Here is a 20,526-nt window from a genome sequence, read left to right as displayed (position 1 = left end):
AAGGTAGTGTATAATATTTTGTGTAAATTTAGGCTTGATATGTTAAAAATAAAGGTGTATCCTCCTATGATATGATAACACAGATAATTTTAATAAGAAAATTAACTATTGACAGTTTGGGGTTTTTTTATTATTATATTTAATATTTAACGACGAGGTGCAAAATTGGTAAAGATAAGACTGAAACGAATCGGACAGCGTAATCGTCCGTTTTATCGGATAGTAGTAGCAGATTCACGACGCTCGAGGGACGGCAAATATATTGAGTCCGTAGGATACTATAATCCGAAAACTAAGCATCTAACCCTAAATAAACAACGAGTCGAATACTGGCTGTCAAAAGGTGCACAGGCTACAGACACTGCCAAACGACTCTATGCTCGATACATAAAGCAAACGCAAACGCTCGATGCGGGTGAAAACTCATCCGAAACGGATGTCCACGCCCGCATTTAGTCATAGGAGGACACTATGAAAGAACTGATTGAATATATGGCAAAAGCCCTTGTCGACCATCCAGAAAAGGTTTCCATTAAGGAAATCGCCGGGGAAAAAACTTTAATTTATGAATTAAGGGTTGGCGAAGGCGACCTCGGCAAAATTATCGGAAAAGAAGGGCGCACGGCAAAAGCAATGCGAGCGATTATTACTGCCGCCGCAATGAAACAAGGAAAACGCGCTCAACTCGAAATCTTAGAATAAAAAATATCCTTTCACTCAATATATTTGCCGGCCCTCGAGGTATCAATTCATTAATTACCTCGTAAAAAATTAAGATGCGATGTTAATATAATATTTATTGTTTATAATCTACTGATGCTAGTCCACATCATTACAATTTTCCCCGAATATTTTGCTAATCCGATTAACTGCGGCGTTTTACGAATTGCCCAAGAAAAAGATATTGTCCAAATTCAACTTATCAATCTCCGAGATTTTGCTACGGATAATTATCGCACGGTTGACGATTATCCGTTTGGTGGCGGACCGGGAATGATTTTAAAACCAGAACCAATTTTTAAGGCCGTGGAAAGCGTAAAAAAAGATGATTCGTATGTAATTCTTCTATCACCCCAAGGACGACAGTTCAACCAAAAACTGGCTTGTGAATTATCGCAAAAAAAACATTTAGTTTTAATCTGCGGCCGGTATAAAGGAGTTGACCATCGAGTGAGTGAATATTTGGTTAATGATGAGATTTCGATTGGTGACTATGTCTTATCCGGCGGCGAAGTTGCGGCATTAGTTATCTTAGAAGCAACAATAAGACTCCTTCCCGGTGTAGTTGGCGACCGAGACTCGGTTGATTCGGATTCTTTTAGTTCAGGATTATTAGATGCACCATATTATACTCGGCCTCAAGATTTTCGTGGCTATAAAGTTCCCGATGTTTTAGTCTCTGGTGACCATAAAAAGATTAAAGAATGGCGAAGACAACAAGCATTAAAATTAACCCAACAAAAACGACCGGACTTATTAAAGGTTAAGTCTACAAGCCAGAATGAAAACGATTGTTCAGAAGTATGCTAAAATCTATCAATGTCTTTAGGAAAGGATTAACAATTTTTAATAGGACAGATTATCTTGAAATCTTTTAATCTTTTAAGGAGATAATTATGGCTAAAGAAAAGAAAGTTAAAGAGAAGAAGGCAAAAGAAACACCAGAAAGAATCATTGCACCAGATATTAGACCAGGCTCAATTGTAAAAGTTACTCATAAAATTGTCGAAGGCGATAAAGAGCGATTAGTTACTTTTCAAGGCACAGTAATTAAAATGCGTGGGGTTGGTGAAAGCAAAACCATCACCGTCCGCAAAATTAGTCGCGGTATCGGTGTTGAGCGCATTTTCCCTTTGCATTCACCAATTATAACTAAAATTGAAGTTAAAAAACAGACCAAAGTCAGACGAGCGAAACTCTATTATCTCAGAGAGAAAAAAGGACAAGAAGCCAAATTAAAAGAAGGATAGTTGCTAACAGTCTACGATTTTTTTCCAAGTAAGGATTAGTTTGGTAGGTTATTAGTATTGTTGAAATAAATTCCTTTAATTTGAAAGCAACCCCAGATTGGAAACTTTGGCAGAAAGGTATTATTTTTTGTGGTGTCGATGAGGTTGGCCGAGGTGCTTTGGCTGGACCAGTCTTTGCCGCCGCAGTAATATTACCTCCTTTTTCTTTTTTTCCAGAAATCAAAGATTCTAAACAACTAACACCGAAAGCGCGAGAGAGATTTTATTCAATGATAATTAGAAAGGCAATAGCCTATGGAATCGGTAAAGCAAGTGTCAAAGAGATTGATAAACTCAATATCCGTAATGCCGCATTTTTAGCAATGCAGAGAGCAATAGAAAACCTGAAATATAAATTTGATTTAGCACTAATCGACGGATTTGCGATTCCTCATCTCGAGATTCCTAACCAAGGAATTATTAATGGCGACGAAAAAAGTCTTTCAATTGCTTGTGCCTCAATTATTGCCAAAGTTAGTCGGGACCGACTGATGGCAAGACTGCACCAAAAATATCCGGCATACAATTTTATTGAAAATAAAGGCTATCCCACGGAATTTCACCGAAAAGTTCTGATGGAAATTGGACCGTCAGCAATTCATCGGAAAGGTTTTACTCCAGTGCGTTTGGTGTTAGAAAAATTTCAGTTTTATGAATCGATTAAGTAAGAAAACTACGACATAAGATTTTCACAGAAATAGTGATTGAATTAACTTTCATTGTTCACTGCGTTTTTGCATGGAAAAGACGCTAAAATGAAGGAACTGGGTAAAAAAGGAGAATCTTTAGCCGAAAAGTATCTGGAAAAACAGGGTTTTAAGATCTTAGCCAAGAATTATCGCTGTCCTTTAGGTGAAATTGATATTATTGCTAAAGAACAAGATACGATTGTATTCATTGAAGTAAAAACCCGACATTCAGATTTTATTGCCGAACCATTTGAAAGTGTTGGCAGGAAAAAACAAATGAAATTAAGAAATTTAGCCGAGCATTATCTGGCAGAAAAAGATTGGGAAAATTGTGAAATAAGATTTGATGTCTTAAGTATTGTTAGTAGTGATAGGGATGAAAAGATTGAGCATATTAAAAATGCCTTTTAATCGTATTGACTACCCATAAATGGAAGGCGTCTTAATAGGAGTTTTAAGTAAATAAAATAGAAACTGTTAAGTAAATAAAATATAAAAATCGAACATATCAATAATCCATTTTTAACAGTATTGACTAATCTGAATTTTGCCTTATATTGGTATTAAGAAATGTTAGCAAAAGTCTATTCAGCCAGCATTTTTGGCATTGATGCTTATATTGTTGATGTGGAAGTTGATATGAGTTATGGGTTGCATTCTTTTGTGATTGTGGGCTTACCAGATAATGCGGTCAAAGAGTCGCAACATCGAGTAACCGCAGCAATAAAAAATTCCGGATATAAACTTCCGGTGCGCAGAATTACAGTTAATTTAGCTCCAGCCGACATTAAAAAAGAAGGCGCAATCTTTGATTTACCAATTGCCATTGGAATGCTATTAGCCTTAGGTGTGTTTCGTTCTAACATTCTCTCAAAATTTTTAATTCTTGGCGAACTCTCCCTTGATGGAACTTTGCGTCCAATCCGAGGAGCAATCTCAATGGCAATGGCAGCAAGAGATATGAATTTTTCGGGTATTATTTTACCTAAAGAAAACGGACCAGAAGCAGCATTAGTAAAGGGCGCAAATGTTTATCCCGCAGAAAATTTAGTTGAAGTAATTCAATTCTTGTCTGGCACAAAGACAATTGAACCATTGAAATCCGATTTTGAAGATGTTTTTCAGTCCGCATCAGATTATAGTGTCGATTTTGCTGAAGTGAAAGGACAAGAACACGCTAAAAGGGCATTAGAAGTAGCCGCGGCTGGCGGTCATAATATTTTAATGTTAGGTCCACCGGGAACTGGTAAGACAATGTTGGCTCGAAGATTACCGACAATTCTTCCTAAAATGGAATTGGAAGAATCGTTAGAAACAACTAAAATTCACAGTGTTGCTGGCACTTTAGCGCCGAATCAACCAATTGTTGCGACTCGTCCGTTTCGTTCACCGCACCATTCAATTTCTGAAGCCGGATTAATTGGTGGTGGTGCTTATCCCAGGCCAGGTGAGGTATCTTTAGCAAATAACGGAGTTCTATTTTTAGATGAGTTGCCGGAATTTCACCGTGATGTTTTAGAATCATTGCGTCAACCATTAGAAGATGGCTTTGTTACCATTGGTCGGGCAAAATCAACTATCACTTATCCGGCCCGGTTTATGTTAATTGCTTCAATGAATCCTTGTCCTTGTGGATTTTTCTCAGACCCACATAAAGAATGCACTTGCACGATTCATATGATAAAAAAATACCGAGCCAAGATTTCCGGTCCACTTTTAGATAGAATTGATGTCCATATTGAAGTGCCATCCATTAAATATGAGTCATTAGCCAAAAAAGAGCCCGGAGAACCATCAGAAAAGATTCGCCAGCGGGTAAATAAAGCCCGAGAAATCCAATTAGAACGGTTTAAGGAGATAAAGAAGAAAAAGCCAATTTATTGTAATAGCCAAATGGAGACAAAAGAGATTCGGAAGTTCTGTGAGATTGATTCAACCAGTGAAGGATTATTAAAAAATGCGATTGACCGAGTTGGGTTATCTGCCCGGGCATATGATAGAATCTTAAAAGTTGCCCGGACAATTGCTGATTTAGAAGGAAGTATTAACATTAAACCTGCCCACATCTCTGAGGCTATCCAATATCGGAATTTTGATAGAAGTTTGATGTAAAAGGTTAAATATAATCCCAATAAAAAAGCAGGTCCGACCTATTAAAGATTTTTATCTGCTGGCCTGATTGACCGGGTAAGCAAAAGATTAGGCGACTTATTCTGTTATCCTATTGATAATCCAGAGGTTAAATCATTCGGTCACTTAAAGGACGATATAAATATTTGTAGATTGGGTGGTCGGAAGGGTATGCCGGCGGGTAGCCGACCGGTATGCCCCTCGGCCTGCCCCCTGGCTTGCCGAGGGGCTTATCTATAGGTCAACCGAGAATGCCCAATACCGCTCTGGAAAAGATTATAAGACTATGATTCGTTTAGTGAATCTTTTTTCGTCGATATTTAGTTTAAGAAAGTATATACCTGAAGGTAATTTCTTTCGTAAGTTATCGGTTCTTTGCCAATTGATTTGATACATCCCTGGTTTATGGATGTGATTGGCTAATTGCACGCGCTCTCGACCAGTAATATCATATAATTTTAAGACAACTTTACTTTCATAAGGCACACTATATTTAATCAGGGTATTGTCTGAGAAAAGATTTGGCATTATATTGAAAGTAATATAATCTTTCTTTTTGGTTTCGGCAAGAGCAGTTGACAAAACCTCAACACCATCGAGCATACTATATTCACCCCAGCCATTTGTTACATTATGGCCTCGCACTCGATACCAGTAATGTCCGGGTTGAGATACAGCAACTGAATAAAAAGTGTCAGTTATATTAGAAGAGATGATGCGAGTGTTATTAAACATCGGCACTGGATAGACATCATCAAGATAGAATCCATTTTTCAAAACACTGCCATCAGTCATTACTCTAAATTGGATGAAGATTGATTTGCCGACATATGGCTCTAAAGAATAAGCAATTCTTCTCCAACCACCAGAAGTATCGGTCATGCGAGTTCCTAATTGGAACCATTCTCGAGTATTAAAAGAGACTTCAGCAACTGCAACATCATAGTTTCTTTCAAGATTATACCAACACCAGAAAGTCAAAGAGTCGCCAGGATTAACTAAATAAGGATAAGTTGTGCGAATATAGTTGGAAATGTTATTGGCTGAATCTGAATACATACTTCTTAAACCCGAGTATGCTCTTCGGTTGCTTAATATAAATCCTTGAACTTGCCAGGCTGGTAAGAGCGTATCAAATTGGTCTTGAAAAACACTGTAATTTGATAATTCTTGCAGTTCCCACATATTTGGCGTATTAAACTCTGGATTTTTGGGCTTCCAAGAGACAACAAAATTACTTGAGGTGCTTGTGTCAGGTACATTTATTTGTGGTGGTGGCACATAACCTTTCATTAAAATTCTGACGCTATCAGAAAAATTTGTCAAGAAGACCACGGCCTTGAAATTCTGTCTTATGATATGGTCAACATCAGTGAGTGCTTGGTAAAATGAAGTGCCGATTTCATTAGTAAAAGCCAGACAAGGAACACCATTAACAAATTTATTCCAACCGTATATCCAATCATCACTGCCACTGGAGACCGGATAAAGTAAAGGACTCTGTTGCGGAGTATAGGTGCCGCCGGATAATTTTTGAATCATATTTGCCATTTGCGTGCCGACTCGTTGATATAAGGTATTATCAGGCGTTGGAATATTTTGATAACCCCAAGGCCAGAGAACCAGTTCTGAATAAGAATGAAATGATAAAGAGGCATTGATATTATGGGTTCTAAAGAAGTTAACCAGGGCTTTTATTTCCGGACTGGACGCACCAAATTGTCCCATAAAGGTTTCGCTGGAAGGTGAATGAGAACTTTGGGCACCAGAGGTTAAAGCGCCCCAAAGTCCAAATCGGTCACCATTACACGCGCCAAGATAGTTACGGTTCAAATCTGTGCCAATCGAGCCACCAAATGGTTGTCGATTCTTACGCCACGAGCGTCGTAAAGGATAGTCATAATAATAGCCATCAGGGTTGATAACTGGAAAGACCCAGATTTCGTGATTATTAACTAAATTTTGAATTTCTGGAACAGTTCGATAACCCCGAAGGATGGAATCAATAATAAAAAGGCACATTTCTATTGTTGCCCATTCTCGAGCATGATGTAGCCCGCAAAAGAAGACACCGGGTTCTTGGGGTTCGGAAATACTGGGATTATCAGAGATTTTCACACCGTATATTTGACGATTTTCGTAAGACAGGCCAAGGCTTTCCAAAACACAAATCTGAGGTGCGGAACTGACAAAACTTCTTAACATTAAATTCACTGAATCTAAACTGCGATATTGGGCTCGGGAAAGAATTTCCGCTTTCTGGAGTTCTAAATCTTCAATTATAACTTGACTTTTCAATCCTGATGTCAGTACTGTGGGGTAATCTTCAGATTCTACGATTAGTTCATACCATTCTTGTGGTTTAGCCCCAGCAATTTCAATGTTGGTATACTTAAAGTCAATATGTCTTGATAGTTCTTGGTAATTTTTTGCATAAACTCGGACAATCATTGTCTTAGCATTTACTACAGAAATGCTAAAAAAGATTAATAATAATCCGATAATATAAAACTTCTTCTTCATATTTTGCTCCATTAATTAAAAAATTTCATATAAAATTATAAATCACGATAATATCTGTGTCAATCTTGGAGTATCAATCAATCTGAAACAGCATAAAAAATTGATTTCAGCATATTAAAATACATATTATCGTTGGTATCTATGAGTATCGCGATAATCAAATATTAGTAGAAATTGACTTTAGCAGAAGTTTCTATCTTTTCCATTTTACAGTTAGGTCTTTTTTAGGCATGAAGTTTTTCTTTGAGAGATAATAATATCTCCGATTATTTTGATGGATGACACTATCCGGCAAATAAGAAAACTGCACGTCTTTAAGATTTTCCGCAACATCAATAATAAAATTTGCTTGCTCTAAGGGAATTCGCCAATATTTTGTCGTTACAAGAATATATCTACATTGATTTCCTTTTAACGCTTGCTGATAAAAGACCTTTAGAGTTTCAATGGTTTGTGGTCTAAAATCCATAATAAAATAGATACCCGAATCAGTCTTTGTATAATTGAACTTCTCAAGATTAATTGAATCAGGATAAGTGTGCAACTCGTCAACTGGAAACGGATAGAATATTTTTGCTTTGAGGCTTTGTTTTGATTTGTTCTTAAAAAAATAATTACCAGAAATAGCAACTTTTCCCGAATCGACAGATATTATAATATTTTCCTTTAAGAATTTTACGGGATTACTTGTTCTTGTTTGGCAGGTAAAAAGAACAATTAATCCAAATAAAAGAAACCGATGAAATGAGAAACTCGTAATTTCCTACTTTATTGAGATAATCTTGCGAGTAAAAGTTTGTTTTCCGGAATTAATCTTAAGAAAATAGATTCCCGAAGAAAGATTCAATTCGAATTGGTTTTGATTATTGGGTATTGTTTTAACTAAAATGCCTTTCGCATCATAGATTTTTCCAACAAGATTTTTCTTTAAGGGCAAAGAAATCAAAGAATTACTTTTTATGGGATTAGGAATAGAAAACAGAAGAGATTGGGCTAAATAAGAGTCTTCTTTTTTAATACTCATCGTTGGTATTGTTATATTTATGCCCGAAACATTTTGACTATATCCGACATAGACCGAATCCGGATAGCTACCTGCTGGTTGATTAGAAGAGTTCCAGACTGTTATCCAATACTTGCCTTGGCCTAAACCCGCAATAGTATAATTTCCATTAGAATCAGTTAAACAAGTCATTCCGCCAGTAGGACCATCTGCCTCTACTGGACGATTTATAAGTGGCTGACCTTGGGAATTAAGCACTGTGCCGGAAATTGAACTCCAATTATCGTTGGGTAAACCTATAGTTGGAGTAGAGTCAATATACCAGTTAATTCTGTCCCAATACATTGAACTCCAAGCCGGGCTACGATAAAGACACGCACTACCATTATAAGGTGGTGTTGGAATCGTTTGCCAATTTGTTGGGTCGTAGGGCCAAATAACTCGGTCCGAAAGCCAGCCGAAATTGTTGTAAAGGCTTATAGTATCTATGGTCTCGTTTAATTGAAAAATCCCTGTGGTGTTAGAACGATTAATAATTACATAGCCATCAAGAGGAATTATTATTCCTGGATTAATTGTTGCCATTCCAGCACGAGACTGAATGGTCCAACCGCCAATATTTATTGGGTAAGAAAATCCATATGGAGTTAAATGAAGTTCAATTGCTTCTTGATTATCTGGTGCGGTTTGAATTTCATTAATATAGGTTATAATAATTGGGTTAGCATTGACGGCAGAAAAAAATAATAATAAACAAATTACACTTAATCTCATATACCCTCCCATAATAATCTCAGCACTATTCGACAAATTATTAGTTCCATAACAAATTCCTCTTATATTTGGATTTTAACTAAAACCCACAATCCCGTCAAGTATTTTGTTAGAAAAAAGAGACCTCTGAAAAAGTCGATTCTTACATTGAGTATATTAAACTTGCTGAATATTTTTCTTGTTCTTTATCCGGTTTCTCCGATACAGATGCGTGCCACAAGTTCTTCAGTGGCGCTTTTTCAGAATACTTTGTTAGATTAGGTTTTACATAGGAATTTAAGACAGAAACTAATTAAGAATTATCTTATGCTTATTGTGGTAGTATATTAGTCTTTGCTTCCCTTCGGAGGCAGCTTTGTTTCATCTTCTATTATTTTTACTAATTAACATTCACATTTTATGGTGTTTAATTACCCGTCCTTCAACAATAAATATCACATCCTCGCTGATATTAGTTGAGAGGTCAGCAATGCGCTCCAGATTATGGGCAATCCGAATTAAATGCAACGAGCGCTCAATCGTTTTCGGGTCCGAGGTCATATAAGTTATCAATTCGCGAATCACTTGTTCTAATAAACTATCGACCACTGAATCCTGTTCACATACTGATTGGGCTAATTTTGCATCCTCATTGACAAATGCCGTGATACTATCTTTGAGCATCTTAATTACTAAATCAGCCATTTTCGGAATATCAATTAAAGGTTTAACCTGTGGTCGTTCGATTAGATATAAAGCGCTTTCAGCAATATTAACTAAATGGTCACCGATTCGTTCTAAATCATTATTAATTTTCAGAACCATCAAGACAATTCTTAAGTCTTTCGCCTTAGGTTCATATTGGGCAATAAGATTAGTACCAAGTTCTTCTACTTCTAATTCTAATTGGTTGGTTTTGGGTTCATCCTTATCAATCAGTTCTTGTAATAGGGATTTCTCTTTTTTCAGGAGTCCGGTCATTACTTTATCAATCATATGCTCAACCAGCGTCGCATAATCGATTAACGATTTTTTTAATGCCAACAATTTCATATCTAATAACATCATAATTTCTCCTTAGCCAAACTTTCCTGTAAGATAGGCCTCAGTCCTTTTGTCTTTGGGAGTCGTCATAATCTTTTCCGTCAAATCGAATTCCACCAGTTCGCCTAAATAGATAAAGGCAATATAATCCGAGATGCGAGCGGCTTGAGCAATATTATGAGTGACTTGAATTATGGTGACATTGTTTTTTAATTCCACAAGCAAATCTTCAATTTTAGCCGTTGACTGTGGGTCTAAAGCAGAAGTTGGCTCATCTAAGAGAATGATTTCTGGGTCAGTGGCTAAAGCCCGAGCAATGCATAACCGTTGCTGTTGTCCGCCAGATAAACTGAACGCATTATCGTGTAAGCGGTCTTTGACTTCATCCCACAACCAAGCATCCCGCAAACTCTTTTCTACCTTTTCCATCATTTGACTTTTAGATAATTTGCCTTTGATTTTTAACCCGAATAAGACATTTTCTAAGATAGATTTCGGAAATGGATTCGGTTTTTGAAAGACCATACCGACTTTCATCCGTAATTCATAAATATCAATCTTATCCGAGTAGATGTCAACGCCATCAATTAAAATACTGCCTTTTATTTTGGCTTCAGGAATCAAGTCATTCATTCGATTAAAACATCGAATTAAAGTGGATTTACCGCAACCAGAAGGACCAATAATTGCGGTCAGTTTTTTACATGGTGTTGACATATTGATATTTTTTAAGACATGTTTTTCGCCAAACCACAAATTAAGGTCCTTGACACATAACAAATCACAAATATCAACACATTGGTTGTTTTTATTTGTTACCATTTTTTTCTCTTTCTAATTCGGTATCGAATAATTATTGCGACTAAATTAACGGTTAATACTAAAAGCAATAAAACAACTGAAGTGCCATAGGCAATGGGTACTTGCTGTTTAGGAGCCGTGCCTTCAGTCATTAAAGCATAGATATGGTAAGGCAAAGCCATTACTTCGTCAAGAATTGAAGTCGGCAATTTTCGGGTATAAAATGTTGCTGCGGTAAAAAGAATTGGTGCGGTTTCACCTGCTGCCCGCCCAACGCTAATAATTGCACCGGTTAGAATATTCGGCAGAGCAGTCGGTAATACTACTTTAGTAATGGTTTGTCTTTTAGTGGCACCTAAGGCATATGCCGCTTGGCGAAAACTATCCGGTACCATCTTAATTGCTTCTTCACTGGCATTGATAATAATCGGTAAAATTAAAATTGCTAAGGTCAAAGAACCAGATAAGATAGATACGCCAAAACCGAACATATTAACAAATATCGCCAAGCCGAAAAGTCCAAAGACAATCGAAGGCACACCGGCTAAGGTATTAATTGCGGTGCGGATAATATTGACCAAATGTCCAGATTGGGCATATTCGGATAAATAGATTGCCGCAAATACGCCTAAGGGCAATGCAACAATAATTGTTAAGAGCACTAAATAAAAAGTTCCTAAAATTGCCGGGAAAATACCACCCGCAGTCATTCCTTCTTTGGGCGGTTGAGTTAAGAAAGAAATCGATAAGACCTTACTGCCTTTAGCCAATATCATTACTAAGAATATGATTAAAAACAAGATACTAATTAGAAGGGCTATGCGCACTAAGATAAGCCAGACTGCCTGATTTAATCTGCGTTTCAGTTTCATAGGTTTTGTGACTGCATTACATTAATTCAGTAATTAAATTGGAGATGAAAGTAATGATAAACAGGATGTGCGTAGAATTTAATCTTAGTTTCGGTCTCATAGGTTTTGTGACCGCATCACTTTTCTTTTGATTGATTCAGTAATTAAATTGGAGATGAAAGTGATGACAAACAGGACGATGGCAATGCCAAATAATGCATGATAATGTTCACTACCTACTACAGTCTCACCCATTTCTGCTGCAATCGTTGCGGTCATAGGTCGGACTGGAGAAAAAATTGACTTAGGAATTATTGCCGAACCACCAGCCACCATTAACACAAGCATCGTCTCACCAATTGCCCGACCAAAACCGAGTATGATGCTGGCATAGATGCCCGATTTGGCTGCAGGTAAAATAACTTTATAAATTGTTTCCCATTTATTTGCACCCAAGGCATAAGACGCCTCGCGCAACTCATTAGGAATTGATGAGATAGCATCTTCAGAAATACTGGCAATAATTGGCACAACCATAATACCTAAAATTATTGAAGCCGTAAAAGCATTTAGTCCAGTTGAAAGATTAAATAACCGCATTACAAATGGTGCTAAAAACGCCATTCCAAACAAGCCATAAATTACTGAGGGAATGCCAGCCAAAAGTTCAACAAAAGGCTTTAAGACTTCGCGAGTTTTGAAACCAGCGATTTCCGATAAATATATTGCAGAGCCAACACCTAAAGGAATTGCGACAATTAAAGAACCAGCAGTTACAATAAATGACCCAACAAGTAATGCCAAAATTCCATAACTCGGTTCATCATGAGTCGGATGCCAACTGGTTGTAAACAGAAATTTTATAATCCCGTAGATTTTAAAGATGGGATAACCTTCCTTAAAAATGCTAAAAATAATACCAAAGAGAAAGATAACCGAGCATAATGCAGCAAAAAGTGCCAGATATTTGAATAGGGATTCTTTAAATTTCATCATATAATTCTAAAAACTGTTAACGCAAATAAACTTTACATAGAAAAGTATCAGGAAGAACTGAAATTTGTCAATACTTTATAAGAGCGAGAATAAAAAAAACAATTTGTTATTGAAATCACTGAGTATATTTCTTGTTTTTCTGGGGCTTACGTAAGTTAGATAATACTTTATCAGATGTCTCATTAAGCAAAAACACGGAAAATGTGTCTTGGAACTTGCAAAAAATTAAGAGATTTCTGTAAATTCTTGAGCAAAAATTTATTTTTATTCCGAGAACTCATAAGTGCCCATACGAAAAGAATGTCAAAGAGAACAGAAAGTAAATTTGATAATTTCAATGTTTTTACTGAGCAGAAATTTGTCCTTTTCAGAAGTTCCATAAGTGAAAAACGAGAGAAAGTGCTATAAATATCCAAAAGGCTTAAAAACATTTAGTTTCTTTAGTGGCAAAAGGCTCTATTCCGAGAAAAAGTAAGTGTGAAGAGATAATATATAAATTTGTATTTCAAATTATCCATAAAGGATAAGCACAAAAAAATGGCAAGATGTGCCAAAGTTCATTTTAAGAGTAGACATTATTTTAAGTTTGCTTTTATATTCGTATTATATATATTCGTATTATATGGAGTGGTAATAATAAATCTACCAAACAATAATAGAAAATCTTACTACAAAAAATGACACTTTGGCACATCTTTAAACCAAATCATATCATTGCATGCGCTCAGAATAGCAAAGTCGGCTTTTCGTATAGAAAAACAAGCAAGAAAAATTCGTATGGAAAAACGAGCAAGAAAAAGTCGAATGAAATCTGGGTTTTATTTATTAATCGGTACAAAGCCCGCCTCGTTTACTAATTTCTGACCGGTGTTCGATAAGATAAAATCAATAAATTCTTTGACCAAACCTTTTGGTGAGCCGTTAGTGTACATAAATAAAGGTCGGGCTAATTTATAAGTGCCGTCTTGGACTGTTTTATTGCTTGGCATAATGCCATCCACCTTCAAAGACTTAATTCCTTCAGAGAGATAGCCGACCCCGACATAGCCAATTGCGCCAGGTGTTTCTTGGACCGAAGTCGCAACTGCCTTATTCGAAGCAAGCATTAAAGCGTCATCCTTCGGTTTATCGCCACCCAGCACTTTCTCTTTGAAGACTTCAAAAGTTCCTGAGGCAACATCTCGAGACACAACGACAATTTCGCGGTCCGGACCACCTAAGGCTTTCCAGTTAGTGATTTTACCTGTGTAAATATCTTTAAGTGTCTTTAAGGTAATTTCATTAATTGGATTTTGCGGGTGGACAATAATCGCTAAGCCGTCTAAAGCAATGATGTTACCAACTGGATTAACACCTTTCTGTTTTGCAGTTGCTAATTCTTTATCCTTAATTGGTCGAGAAGACATACCAATATCAACCGATTTAGCAATGAGTGAAGCAATACCAACACCCGAACCACCGCCGCGCACGGAAATATTTACTTTCGGATTAATATCCATAAAGGCTTCAGCACATTTTTGGGCAATCGGTAAGACTGTGGTTGAACCCGCCAAGGTAATGTTTTTCTTGGCTCCAAATAAACTGGTTGTAGATAAGATAGTTAAACTGACCACCAACAAAAACTTTACTAAATTAAATAAGTTTTTCATTTATACCTCCAAGAGATTGTTTATACAAATAAACACGAACCGCATAAATAATCTTATTTTTTGTAGTATTCGCAGATTCGTGTTTCATTTTTAATTAAGGATTGTGGAACTATATTTCCACTTTAATTGAACACCAATCTGGTCCTCGGGCTTTTTGACATCAGGAATTGACGGATCTTCCTTTTTGAAAGTTTTACGCTGCCAGTTTATTTGCAAAGTTAAGACAGGGTCAGCACTTAGTCCTCTTAGGATATTGTAATTACCACCAATTACCATCGTAGAGAAAGCACTCTTATAGTCTTTAACATCAGTGTTGCTATCCCAAAAATCATAGCGAAAAACCAGTTCAACATCCAAACCGGTTAATTGGTTTAATGAGAAAATAGGAGTTAAGGAAAAACCTTTACTTTTGTAAATATAAGTTGTAGTCGTTATGGTATCCGGAATATTGGGGCGGGACACTTTTTTAGTAATAGTGGAATCATAATAATTGGTTAAATACTCACCCCAGATTTCAACTGGTCCAAATGCAAGTTTGGTAATGCCGGCAATTACTCGTCGTTTATCATAGACATTTTTGAATAGCGATTCAGCACGACTGGTAGTAGTAGTCTGTCGCACTAAACCAGTTACGCCTGGCTTATCTACGATTATTGAACCACCCAAGGTAATACCAGCAATTGGGGTTAACCGGAGATTGAACAATGGTGCGAATTGAGTATTAACTTTACTTTGGGTCTTAGTGTAACCTTCGCCATTATACAAACCGACTGCATATTCGCCAAATCCCTTTGGTAGATAGCCTGTAAATGCGATTCCGTAGTCAACTGATGCCGCAACTTTTTCTTTATCTTCAATTGCCTTCTCAATTACTGGATAAGCCCAGTCGTAGACCAGACCAAAATAGTTTTTCACTAAACCGATTTCGAGGTTGCTCTCTTTAATTGGTATTGGTTCGGCAAATTGTAAAAATCCGTATTTTACTTTGATGCCAGCGCCATCATTATATTTATCGCTTGAGAAAAAATCAAGGGTAAAACGGCCCTTGATTTTATCGCTTAATTTCGGTTCTAAGGTGAGATAACCGCGGTCAAACGAGAATTGATTAAGGGTTGTTTTGTTGTCTTTCCGATATACCATATACCGATTCCAGATTTCACCGGCAACTTTGGTTTCGCCGGCTTGTAACCCTACTGTCCAAGTTAAAAATAAGAGAGTTAATTTGATGACAGTTTTTTTAAGCATAATAACTCCTTTTTGATATATATTTTTTATGACATATTTATCAAACCAGAATTTACCAACGGCTTTCTTTCTTATATAGTTTTTTAAGATATATTTTTCAAGCCAGAACTTATCACCGATAAATAATTTTATGGTATTATTAAGATTAAATTTAATTTCTTTATCGAGGGGATAGTTTTCTGGCTTTGGATGAAAATATGGTTGATTATTATTCATATTTTCATCTTTTCGATTAGCAGGCATAATCCTTGCCTAAATCGATATTTTTATTAGAAAAAGGCGGAAGGGAAAATGGACCTTTTTCTTTCTTATGACCTTTGCGTCTTTTCCATTTTGATAATAATGTTGTAATTCCCATTCCCATAAAGAATAGGACAATTAGCACATTAACAATAAATGTGAAGTAATCGTTAATCTGTTGAAATTTGTTGGGTTGATTAGTTGTAGAGGACGTTTGCGGATACTCAGCAGTAACAACGATTTCAGGCATCATCCCTTCAGCCGAAAGGAGTTCTTGTCCATTATCTGCATATAGTCGTAATTCGGAAATTTTATTCGCTTGAGCGGTTGTAATATTAGCAGGAGAGAACGATAGTGCTGAAACTGTCAAAAACATTGTGCCAATGTTAAACATTATTATCTCCTTCCTTTAATTTTTTATATATATTTAATAATAATTGATACATAAATTTTGTGATGACCTTAAAGATGCATGGCGGTTTTATTGCCAAGGCATCTTTTATTAGTTTTTGTCGGACTTTGCCTCCTTTCTTTACATATTTTGTGTTAACCCCGCGCTGATTTAAAAACCACAAGGAGGGCACTATGTGGTGAATTTTTAGGAGATGTGGTAAATCAGCGCGGAGATTAACACTTTTTACAATACGAAGTGGCTCAAGAAATTTACTGGTGGCAAACGCCAAAATAAAATTATCATTCATACGCCTAAAATATACCAGCCTCCAGTTAAGAGAATATAAACGGATTGTTAAGATTTGGTTAAGGTAGATATAGTTGGTTTTGACTGGATTGACGCAAGATGTAGCGTCAGCAACAGGAATTAAATTTTAATATTGTTAATCCTAAAACCAATTGCCCTGACTTGTTTAATCGGCAATCCTTTGGACAAACACTTGGGTTGTTCCTTGTGCAATCCTTTGGGCAGACCGAGGGGTCAGCCAGTCGATAGCCCATCGGCTTGTTTAGGGGCTTGCCCGGGGGTATACCCCTTAGAATACCTTTTGTGTTAACCTTTGAATTACCTAATAGCCTGCCGATTAAATTGCCTAATAGATAACCTAAGAAGTCAAGCGGGGTTTTCGGAATTTTCTGTATTTTCTTTGATTATTTTAGCAAAGGTCTCCTCAATCCACATTTTTATCTCATCTCTTACTTTCCTAAAGATATTTAGGGTTTCTTCTTCATTGCCAGTAAAGTCTGAAGGGTCTTGAAAACTTTGGTGTAGTCGTTTTTTACCACCCGGAAAGAATGGACAGGTTTCTTTAGCGCTGTCGCAAACAGTTATTACATAATTTATTTCTTGATTTAGAAACTCCTGCACACTTTTTGACCGATGGTGTGAAATATCAATGCCAATCTCCCGCATCACTTTAATTGCATAAGGATTTACCATGGTTGGTTGAGTGCCGGCGCTATATGCTTCGTATCTATCGCCATATAAATGATTTAGTAATCCTTCAGCCATTTGCGACCGTGCAGAATTATGGGTACAGATGAATAAGACCTTTTTCTTATTCACATTCACGGTTATATGCTCGTAAATCTTTACACGCAACTATATTGCGGAAGTGTAATAATAAATCTTGTTCCTTTGCCAACTTCGCTTTCGACTTTGATTTCGCCATTATGGGTTACGCGCTACTATATTGCGGAAGTGTAACAATAAATCTTGTTCCTTTACCAACTTCGCTTTCGACTTTAATCTCGCCATTGTGACTTAAGACAATGTGTTTGACAATTGCAAGTCCCAGTCCAGTTCCGCCCAGTTTACGCGAACGAGATTTATCAACCACATAAAATCTTTCAAAGATTCTATCCCAATGTTCTCGGCTAATGCCAATACCAGTATCTTCAACTATAATTTTTAGATTGTCGTCCACCTTTTGAATAATAATATAAATTTCTCCCTTTTCTCGATTATATTTAATGGCATTATCAATTAAATTGGTAAACATCTGCTCAATTAAAAAATAATCTGCGAACCATTCTTGAGCGTCGGACTCAATTTTGAGATTAAGTTTTAATTTTTTGCTTTTAAGGTTAGCGCTAAACATTTTCTTAAGATTACTCAGCATTTCGGGAAAATTAATTTTTTCGACCTCGAGTTTCTGTTCTCGGTTTTCTAAATCTGAAATTACCAATAAGTCTTGCACGATGTTGATGAGACGGTCAGCATTACGACTAATGGTCCTAACAAATTTTTGATGTTTTTTGCTAACTTCGTCAGTTAGAGTATCAGCAAAACCTTTAATACTGGTAAGTGGGGTTTTTAATTCATGGGAAACATTGGCAATAAAATCGGCTTTAATTTTCTCAAGTTTTTTGACTTCGGTGATGTCATAAAAGACGAAAATGGCTTTATTTCGGCCGTTTTGCCCTTCAATTAATTTACCACTTACCGCATAGATGTTGTTGTTAAGTTCGATTTCTTGATTACGCAAGATTTTTTTATCTCTCAGTTCTGCAACTAACTGATTGAATAGGTTGTGCTTAATTATTTGCCAATAGTATTGGCCAATGACATTATTCACATTAGCAATGGTTTTGAAACTTTCGTTGGTTGCAATAATTTGGTCTTTATCGTTTAACACTAACAGTCCTTCGGTCATTGCGCTTAAGACCGATTTAATCTCTTCGCGCTCGGAATGTAATGTGTTAAATAAGGTATTGAGTGAATCGGCCATTTTATTAATTGCCTTTGTTAAATCACCAATTTCATCTTGTCGATTACTTATGATATGTGTTTGAAATTCGCCGTTTTTAATACGCTCTGCAGTTTTAGTTAAAAGACGAATTGGCTGAATTACATTCTTTGAGAAGATAAATGCTAAAATTAATGCTAAAATTGTTAATATGGCTGCAAAATAAATAATTTTCCTATTAACAGCCGATAAATCTTTCTGTATTGGGCTGAGATAGGCACTGGTTCTAACTACTGCGAGCACTTTATTATTATCAGTTATGGGAACTGCGACATAGAGCATATTTTGTTGCATAGTTTTGCTAAAGCGAATTTTTTTGCCCAATCCGGTTTGAATGGCTTGGATAAATTCCGAGCGGGTGGAGTGGTCTTCCATCTTATCAGCCGAATAATCTGATTCGGCAATGACGACGCCATCATTTCGGATAATCGTAATTCGGGTTTTAATTTGAGGTGCGAGATTATTGATAAAGGAATCAATCTTTTTGTATTTTTTATTAATCAAATCGTCTTTAATCTCAGCACGGATAATCTCTGCCTGTTTTTGTAAATCTATTTCCAAACTTTTTAGATAGTTTTTTTTATACTCGTAAGATGTAATTAAAATGATAATTGAGGTGGTCAGAATAATAATTAACGCATAAGTTAGAAATTGGCGTAAGAATAGATTAAGTCTCAAAATGGATTACTCCTTTTCAAATTTATAACCTACACCGCGCATTGATTTGATATATTTACCGTATTTGCCCAGTTTTTTTCGTAAGTTACGAATATGGACATCGATTGTGCGGTCAAGCACAACGCGGTCGTATTCCCAAATTTCATCTAATAATTGCTGGCGACTAAATACCCAACCCGGTCGAGAAATTAAAGCGGACAATAGTTTAAACTCAGTGGTAGTCAAATTAATCTTCTTTTTATTAATTGTCACCAGATATTTTGATAAATCAATCATTAGATCATCGATTTCAACAATTTTCGCTTGGAGTTGTTTAGACTCAAATCGGCGTAAAACGGATTTAACTCGTGCGACCAATTCCCTAAGACTAAATGGTTTAGTAATGTAATCATCAGCCCCTAACTCCAAACCAAGCACTTTGTCGGCCTCAGTGCTTTTTGCGGTAAGCATAATTATTGGAATTGAACTGGTTGACTCTTCTTTCTTTAAGAATTTACAAACTTCTAACCCATCAATTCCAGGCAACATTAAATCCAAGATAATTAAATTGGGTTTAGTCTTTTTAACATATTCTAATAATGCCTCACCATCATAAAAAGGCTCAACCTTAAATTTCTCTTTTTCCAAATGGTGAGTGATTAAATCGACAATATCTTCTTCGTCATCAACTACGGCAATCAGTTTTGGCATATAAACATTATAATTAGATTAAATTAAAAGTCAAAATCTATCGTTTAAACTATCTGTTATTGAATGTCGGAGTTAATCTTTTCACTGATACTCTAAGATTAAATTTATCCAAGTGCCAACCACTGCCTTTAACTCAAAACATAAATCGCAAGACTCAAAACTAAAGTTCAAAATTAAAAAGTAGAATCCATTTCGATATTTTTCTTTTCACTTTTGATTTTGTTGTCAGGTTGAGCAAAGCATCTCAAAAACTGAGGTATAGATACGGTTTAAGACATTACATTTTGTTCAGAATGATATGTCAGGTATTTGTTAATCCGAGCCCAATCCGGCCGAATAATTTCAAAAACGAAAAGTGCTATTAGCCAAAACTTAAATTCAGCGTTTCTCCTGCCTATTTTGAAGTTCGATTAGAACTCTTGTAAAAGTTATACATAGAGTTTAACAAAATCTGCAACGGAATTTTGATTTATCTTTTTGATTTTCAAGTTGATATATTAAAGATTAAGCAAATGATGGTATG

At 36.2% G+C, this 20,526-nt stretch carries 21 protein-coding genes; 7 read left to right on the top strand and 14 right to left on the bottom strand.

Annotation, left to right across the window (positions count from 1 at the left end):
- Positions 1 to 165: 165 nt before the first annotated feature.
- The 7 genes from rpsP to N2201_00075 all read left to right on the top strand — a co-directional run bounded on the left by rpsP (position 166) and on the right by N2201_00075 (position 4,810).
- Positions 166 to 456, top strand: coding sequence for a 30S ribosomal protein S16 (gene rpsP / locus N2201_00105; protein ID MCX7784627.1), 291 nt, complete (start codon positions 166 to 168; stop codon positions 454 to 456).
- A 15-nt stretch (positions 457 to 471) separates the two neighbouring features.
- The gene (locus N2201_00100; protein MCX7784626.1) at positions 472 to 702 is read left to right on the top strand and encodes a KH domain-containing protein; all 231 of its coding nucleotides are present in this window, start codon (positions 472 to 474) and stop codon (positions 700 to 702) included.
- Positions 703 to 813: 111 nt separating this feature from the next.
- Complete coding sequence (gene trmD, locus N2201_00095; protein MCX7784625.1) at positions 814 to 1,530, top strand: tRNA (guanosine(37)-N1)-methyltransferase TrmD; 717 nt, start codon at positions 814 to 816, stop codon at positions 1,528 to 1,530.
- 86 nt (positions 1,531 to 1,616) lie between these two features.
- Entirely contained in the window at positions 1,617 to 1,970 is a 354-nt protein-coding gene (gene rplS, locus N2201_00090) for a 50S ribosomal protein L19 (GenBank protein ID MCX7784624.1), read from the top strand.
- 80 nt (positions 1,971 to 2,050) lie between these two features.
- Positions 2,051 to 2,677, top strand: a complete 627-nt coding sequence (locus N2201_00085) for a ribonuclease HII (GenBank protein MCX7784623.1) — start codon at positions 2,051 to 2,053, stop codon at positions 2,675 to 2,677.
- Positions 2,678 to 2,743: 66 nt separating this feature from the next.
- The gene (locus N2201_00080) at positions 2,744 to 3,109 is read left to right on the top strand and encodes a YraN family protein (GenBank protein MCX7784622.1); all 366 of its coding nucleotides are present in this window, start codon (positions 2,744 to 2,746) and stop codon (positions 3,107 to 3,109) included.
- A 159-nt stretch (positions 3,110 to 3,268) separates the two neighbouring features.
- The gene (locus tag N2201_00075; GenBank protein MCX7784621.1) at positions 3,269 to 4,810 is read left to right on the top strand and encodes a YifB family Mg chelatase-like AAA ATPase; all 1,542 of its coding nucleotides are present in this window, start codon (positions 3,269 to 3,271) and stop codon (positions 4,808 to 4,810) included.
- Between the two features lie 294 nt (positions 4,811 to 5,104).
- Here the strand turns inward: N2201_00075 and N2201_00070 are convergent, their stop codons facing one another.
- The 14 genes from N2201_00070 to N2201_00005 form a co-directional block, all read right to left on the bottom strand.
- Positions 5,105 to 7,351 carry a M14 family zinc carboxypeptidase gene (locus N2201_00070; protein MCX7784620.1) on the bottom strand — a complete coding sequence of 749 codons (2,247 nt, stop codon included), beginning with the start codon at positions 7,349 to 7,351 and terminating at the stop codon, positions 5,105 to 5,107.
- 193 nt (positions 7,352 to 7,544) lie between these two features.
- Positions 7,545 to 7,820 (bottom strand): hypothetical protein, encoded by a 276-nt coding sequence (locus N2201_00065; protein ID MCX7784619.1) that lies wholly within the window; start codon positions 7,818 to 7,820, stop codon positions 7,545 to 7,547.
- Between the two features lie 294 nt (positions 7,821 to 8,114).
- Positions 8,115 to 9,128 carry a T9SS type A sorting domain-containing protein gene (locus N2201_00060; protein MCX7784618.1) on the bottom strand — a complete coding sequence of 338 codons (1,014 nt, stop codon included), beginning with the start codon at positions 9,126 to 9,128 and terminating at the stop codon, positions 8,115 to 8,117.
- Between the two features lie 390 nt (positions 9,129 to 9,518).
- Positions 9,519 to 10,175: a phosphate signaling complex protein PhoU gene (gene phoU / locus N2201_00055; GenBank protein ID MCX7784617.1), complete on the bottom strand. Its 657-nt coding sequence runs from the start codon at positions 10,173 to 10,175 to the stop codon at positions 9,519 to 9,521.
- A 9-nt stretch (positions 10,176 to 10,184) separates the two neighbouring features.
- The gene (gene pstB, locus N2201_00050) at positions 10,185 to 10,973 is read right to left on the bottom strand and encodes a phosphate ABC transporter ATP-binding protein PstB (protein ID MCX7784616.1); all 789 of its coding nucleotides are present in this window, start codon (positions 10,971 to 10,973) and stop codon (positions 10,185 to 10,187) included.
- Positions 10,967 to 11,824, bottom strand: a complete 858-nt coding sequence (pstA, locus tag N2201_00045; protein ID MCX7784615.1) for a phosphate ABC transporter permease PstA — start codon at positions 11,822 to 11,824, stop codon at positions 10,967 to 10,969. The genes pstB and pstA overlap by 7 nt, the downstream gene beginning before the upstream one ends.
- A gap of 96 nt (positions 11,825 to 11,920) precedes the next feature.
- Positions 11,921 to 12,799 carry a phosphate ABC transporter permease subunit PstC gene (gene pstC / locus N2201_00040; protein ID MCX7784614.1) on the bottom strand — a complete coding sequence of 293 codons (879 nt, stop codon included), beginning with the start codon at positions 12,797 to 12,799 and terminating at the stop codon, positions 11,921 to 11,923.
- 818 nt (positions 12,800 to 13,617) lie between these two features.
- Positions 13,618 to 14,448, bottom strand: coding sequence for a phosphate ABC transporter substrate-binding protein (locus N2201_00035; protein ID MCX7784613.1), 831 nt, complete (start codon positions 14,446 to 14,448; stop codon positions 13,618 to 13,620).
- 90 nt (positions 14,449 to 14,538) lie between these two features.
- On the bottom strand, positions 14,539 to 15,936 hold the full coding sequence (locus N2201_00030; GenBank protein MCX7784612.1) for a hypothetical protein: 1,398 nt from the start codon (positions 15,934 to 15,936) through the stop codon (positions 14,539 to 14,541).
- Positions 15,926 to 16,327 carry a hypothetical protein gene (locus tag N2201_00025; GenBank protein ID MCX7784611.1) on the bottom strand — a complete coding sequence of 134 codons (402 nt, stop codon included), beginning with the start codon at positions 16,325 to 16,327 and terminating at the stop codon, positions 15,926 to 15,928. The genes N2201_00030 and N2201_00025 overlap by 11 nt, the downstream gene beginning before the upstream one ends.
- Entirely contained in the window at positions 16,320 to 16,634 is a 315-nt protein-coding gene (locus N2201_00020) for a hypothetical protein (GenBank protein MCX7784610.1), read from the bottom strand. Before N2201_00020 ends, N2201_00025 begins: the two co-directional genes overlap by 8 nt.
- Positions 16,635 to 16,999: 365 nt before the next feature.
- Positions 17,000 to 17,452, bottom strand: a complete 453-nt coding sequence (locus N2201_00015; GenBank protein MCX7784609.1) for an arsenate reductase ArsC — start codon at positions 17,450 to 17,452, stop codon at positions 17,000 to 17,002.
- 112 nt (positions 17,453 to 17,564) lie between these two features.
- Positions 17,565 to 19,313, bottom strand: coding sequence for a cell wall metabolism sensor histidine kinase WalK (locus N2201_00010; GenBank protein ID MCX7784608.1), 1,749 nt, complete (start codon positions 19,311 to 19,313; stop codon positions 17,565 to 17,567).
- Positions 19,314 to 19,319: 6 nt separating this feature from the next.
- Positions 19,320 to 20,003: a response regulator transcription factor gene (locus N2201_00005; GenBank protein ID MCX7784607.1), complete on the bottom strand. Its 684-nt coding sequence runs from the start codon at positions 20,001 to 20,003 to the stop codon at positions 19,320 to 19,322.
- Positions 20,004 to 20,526 lie beyond the last annotated feature (523 nt).

The sequence above is a fragment of the candidate division WOR-3 bacterium genome, assembly GCA_026418155.1.
Lineage (GTDB): Bacteria > Hydrothermota > Tepidihabitantia > Tepidihabitantales > CAIPLT01 > JAOABV01.
This window is presented reverse-complemented; position numbering and strand designations above follow the sequence as displayed.

What these genes read in the sequence shown, in the direction of transcription:
- N2201_00100 (MCX7784626.1), top strand. Translation starts at nt 472, where the DNA reads ATGAAAGAACTGATTGAATATATGGCAAAAGCCCTTGTCGACCATCCA.
- rplS (MCX7784624.1), top strand. Translation starts at nt 1,617, where the DNA reads ATGGCTAAAGAAAAGAAAGTTAAAGAGAAGAAGGCAAAAGAAACACCA.
- N2201_00075 (MCX7784621.1), top strand. Translation starts at nt 3,269, where the DNA reads ATGTTAGCAAAAGTCTATTCAGCCAGCATTTTTGGCATTGATGCTTAT.
- N2201_00070 (MCX7784620.1), bottom strand. Translation starts at nt 7,351, where the DNA reads ATGAAGAAGAAGTTTTATATTATCGGATTATTATTAATCTTTTTTAGC.
- N2201_00065 (MCX7784619.1), bottom strand. Translation starts at nt 7,820, where the DNA reads ATGGATTTTAGACCACAAACCATTGAAACTCTAAAGGTCTTTTATCAG.
- N2201_00060 (MCX7784618.1), bottom strand. Translation starts at nt 9,128, where the DNA reads ATGAGATTAAGTGTAATTTGTTTATTATTATTTTTTTCTGCCGTCAAT.
- phoU (MCX7784617.1), bottom strand. Translation starts at nt 10,175, where the DNA reads ATGATGTTATTAGATATGAAATTGTTGGCATTAAAAAAATCGTTAATC.
- pstB (MCX7784616.1), bottom strand. Translation starts at nt 10,973, where the DNA reads ATGGTAACAAATAAAAACAACCAATGTGTTGATATTTGTGATTTGTTA.
- pstA (MCX7784615.1), bottom strand. Translation starts at nt 11,824, where the DNA reads ATGAAACTGAAACGCAGATTAAATCAGGCAGTCTGGCTTATCTTAGTG.
- pstC (MCX7784614.1), bottom strand. Translation starts at nt 12,799, where the DNA reads ATGATGAAATTTAAAGAATCCCTATTCAAATATCTGGCACTTTTTGCT.
- N2201_00035 (MCX7784613.1), bottom strand. Translation starts at nt 14,448, where the DNA reads ATGAAAAACTTATTTAATTTAGTAAAGTTTTTGTTGGTGGTCAGTTTA.
- N2201_00030 (MCX7784612.1), bottom strand. Translation starts at nt 15,936, where the DNA reads ATGCCTGCTAATCGAAAAGATGAAAATATGAATAATAATCAACCATAT.
- N2201_00025 (MCX7784611.1), bottom strand. Translation starts at nt 16,327, where the DNA reads ATGTTTAACATTGGCACAATGTTTTTGACAGTTTCAGCACTATCGTTC.
- N2201_00020 (MCX7784610.1), bottom strand. Translation starts at nt 16,634, where the DNA reads ATGAATGATAATTTTATTTTGGCGTTTGCCACCAGTAAATTTCTTGAG.
- N2201_00005 (MCX7784607.1), bottom strand. Translation starts at nt 20,003, where the DNA reads ATGCCAAAACTGATTGCCGTAGTTGATGACGAAGAAGATATTGTCGAT.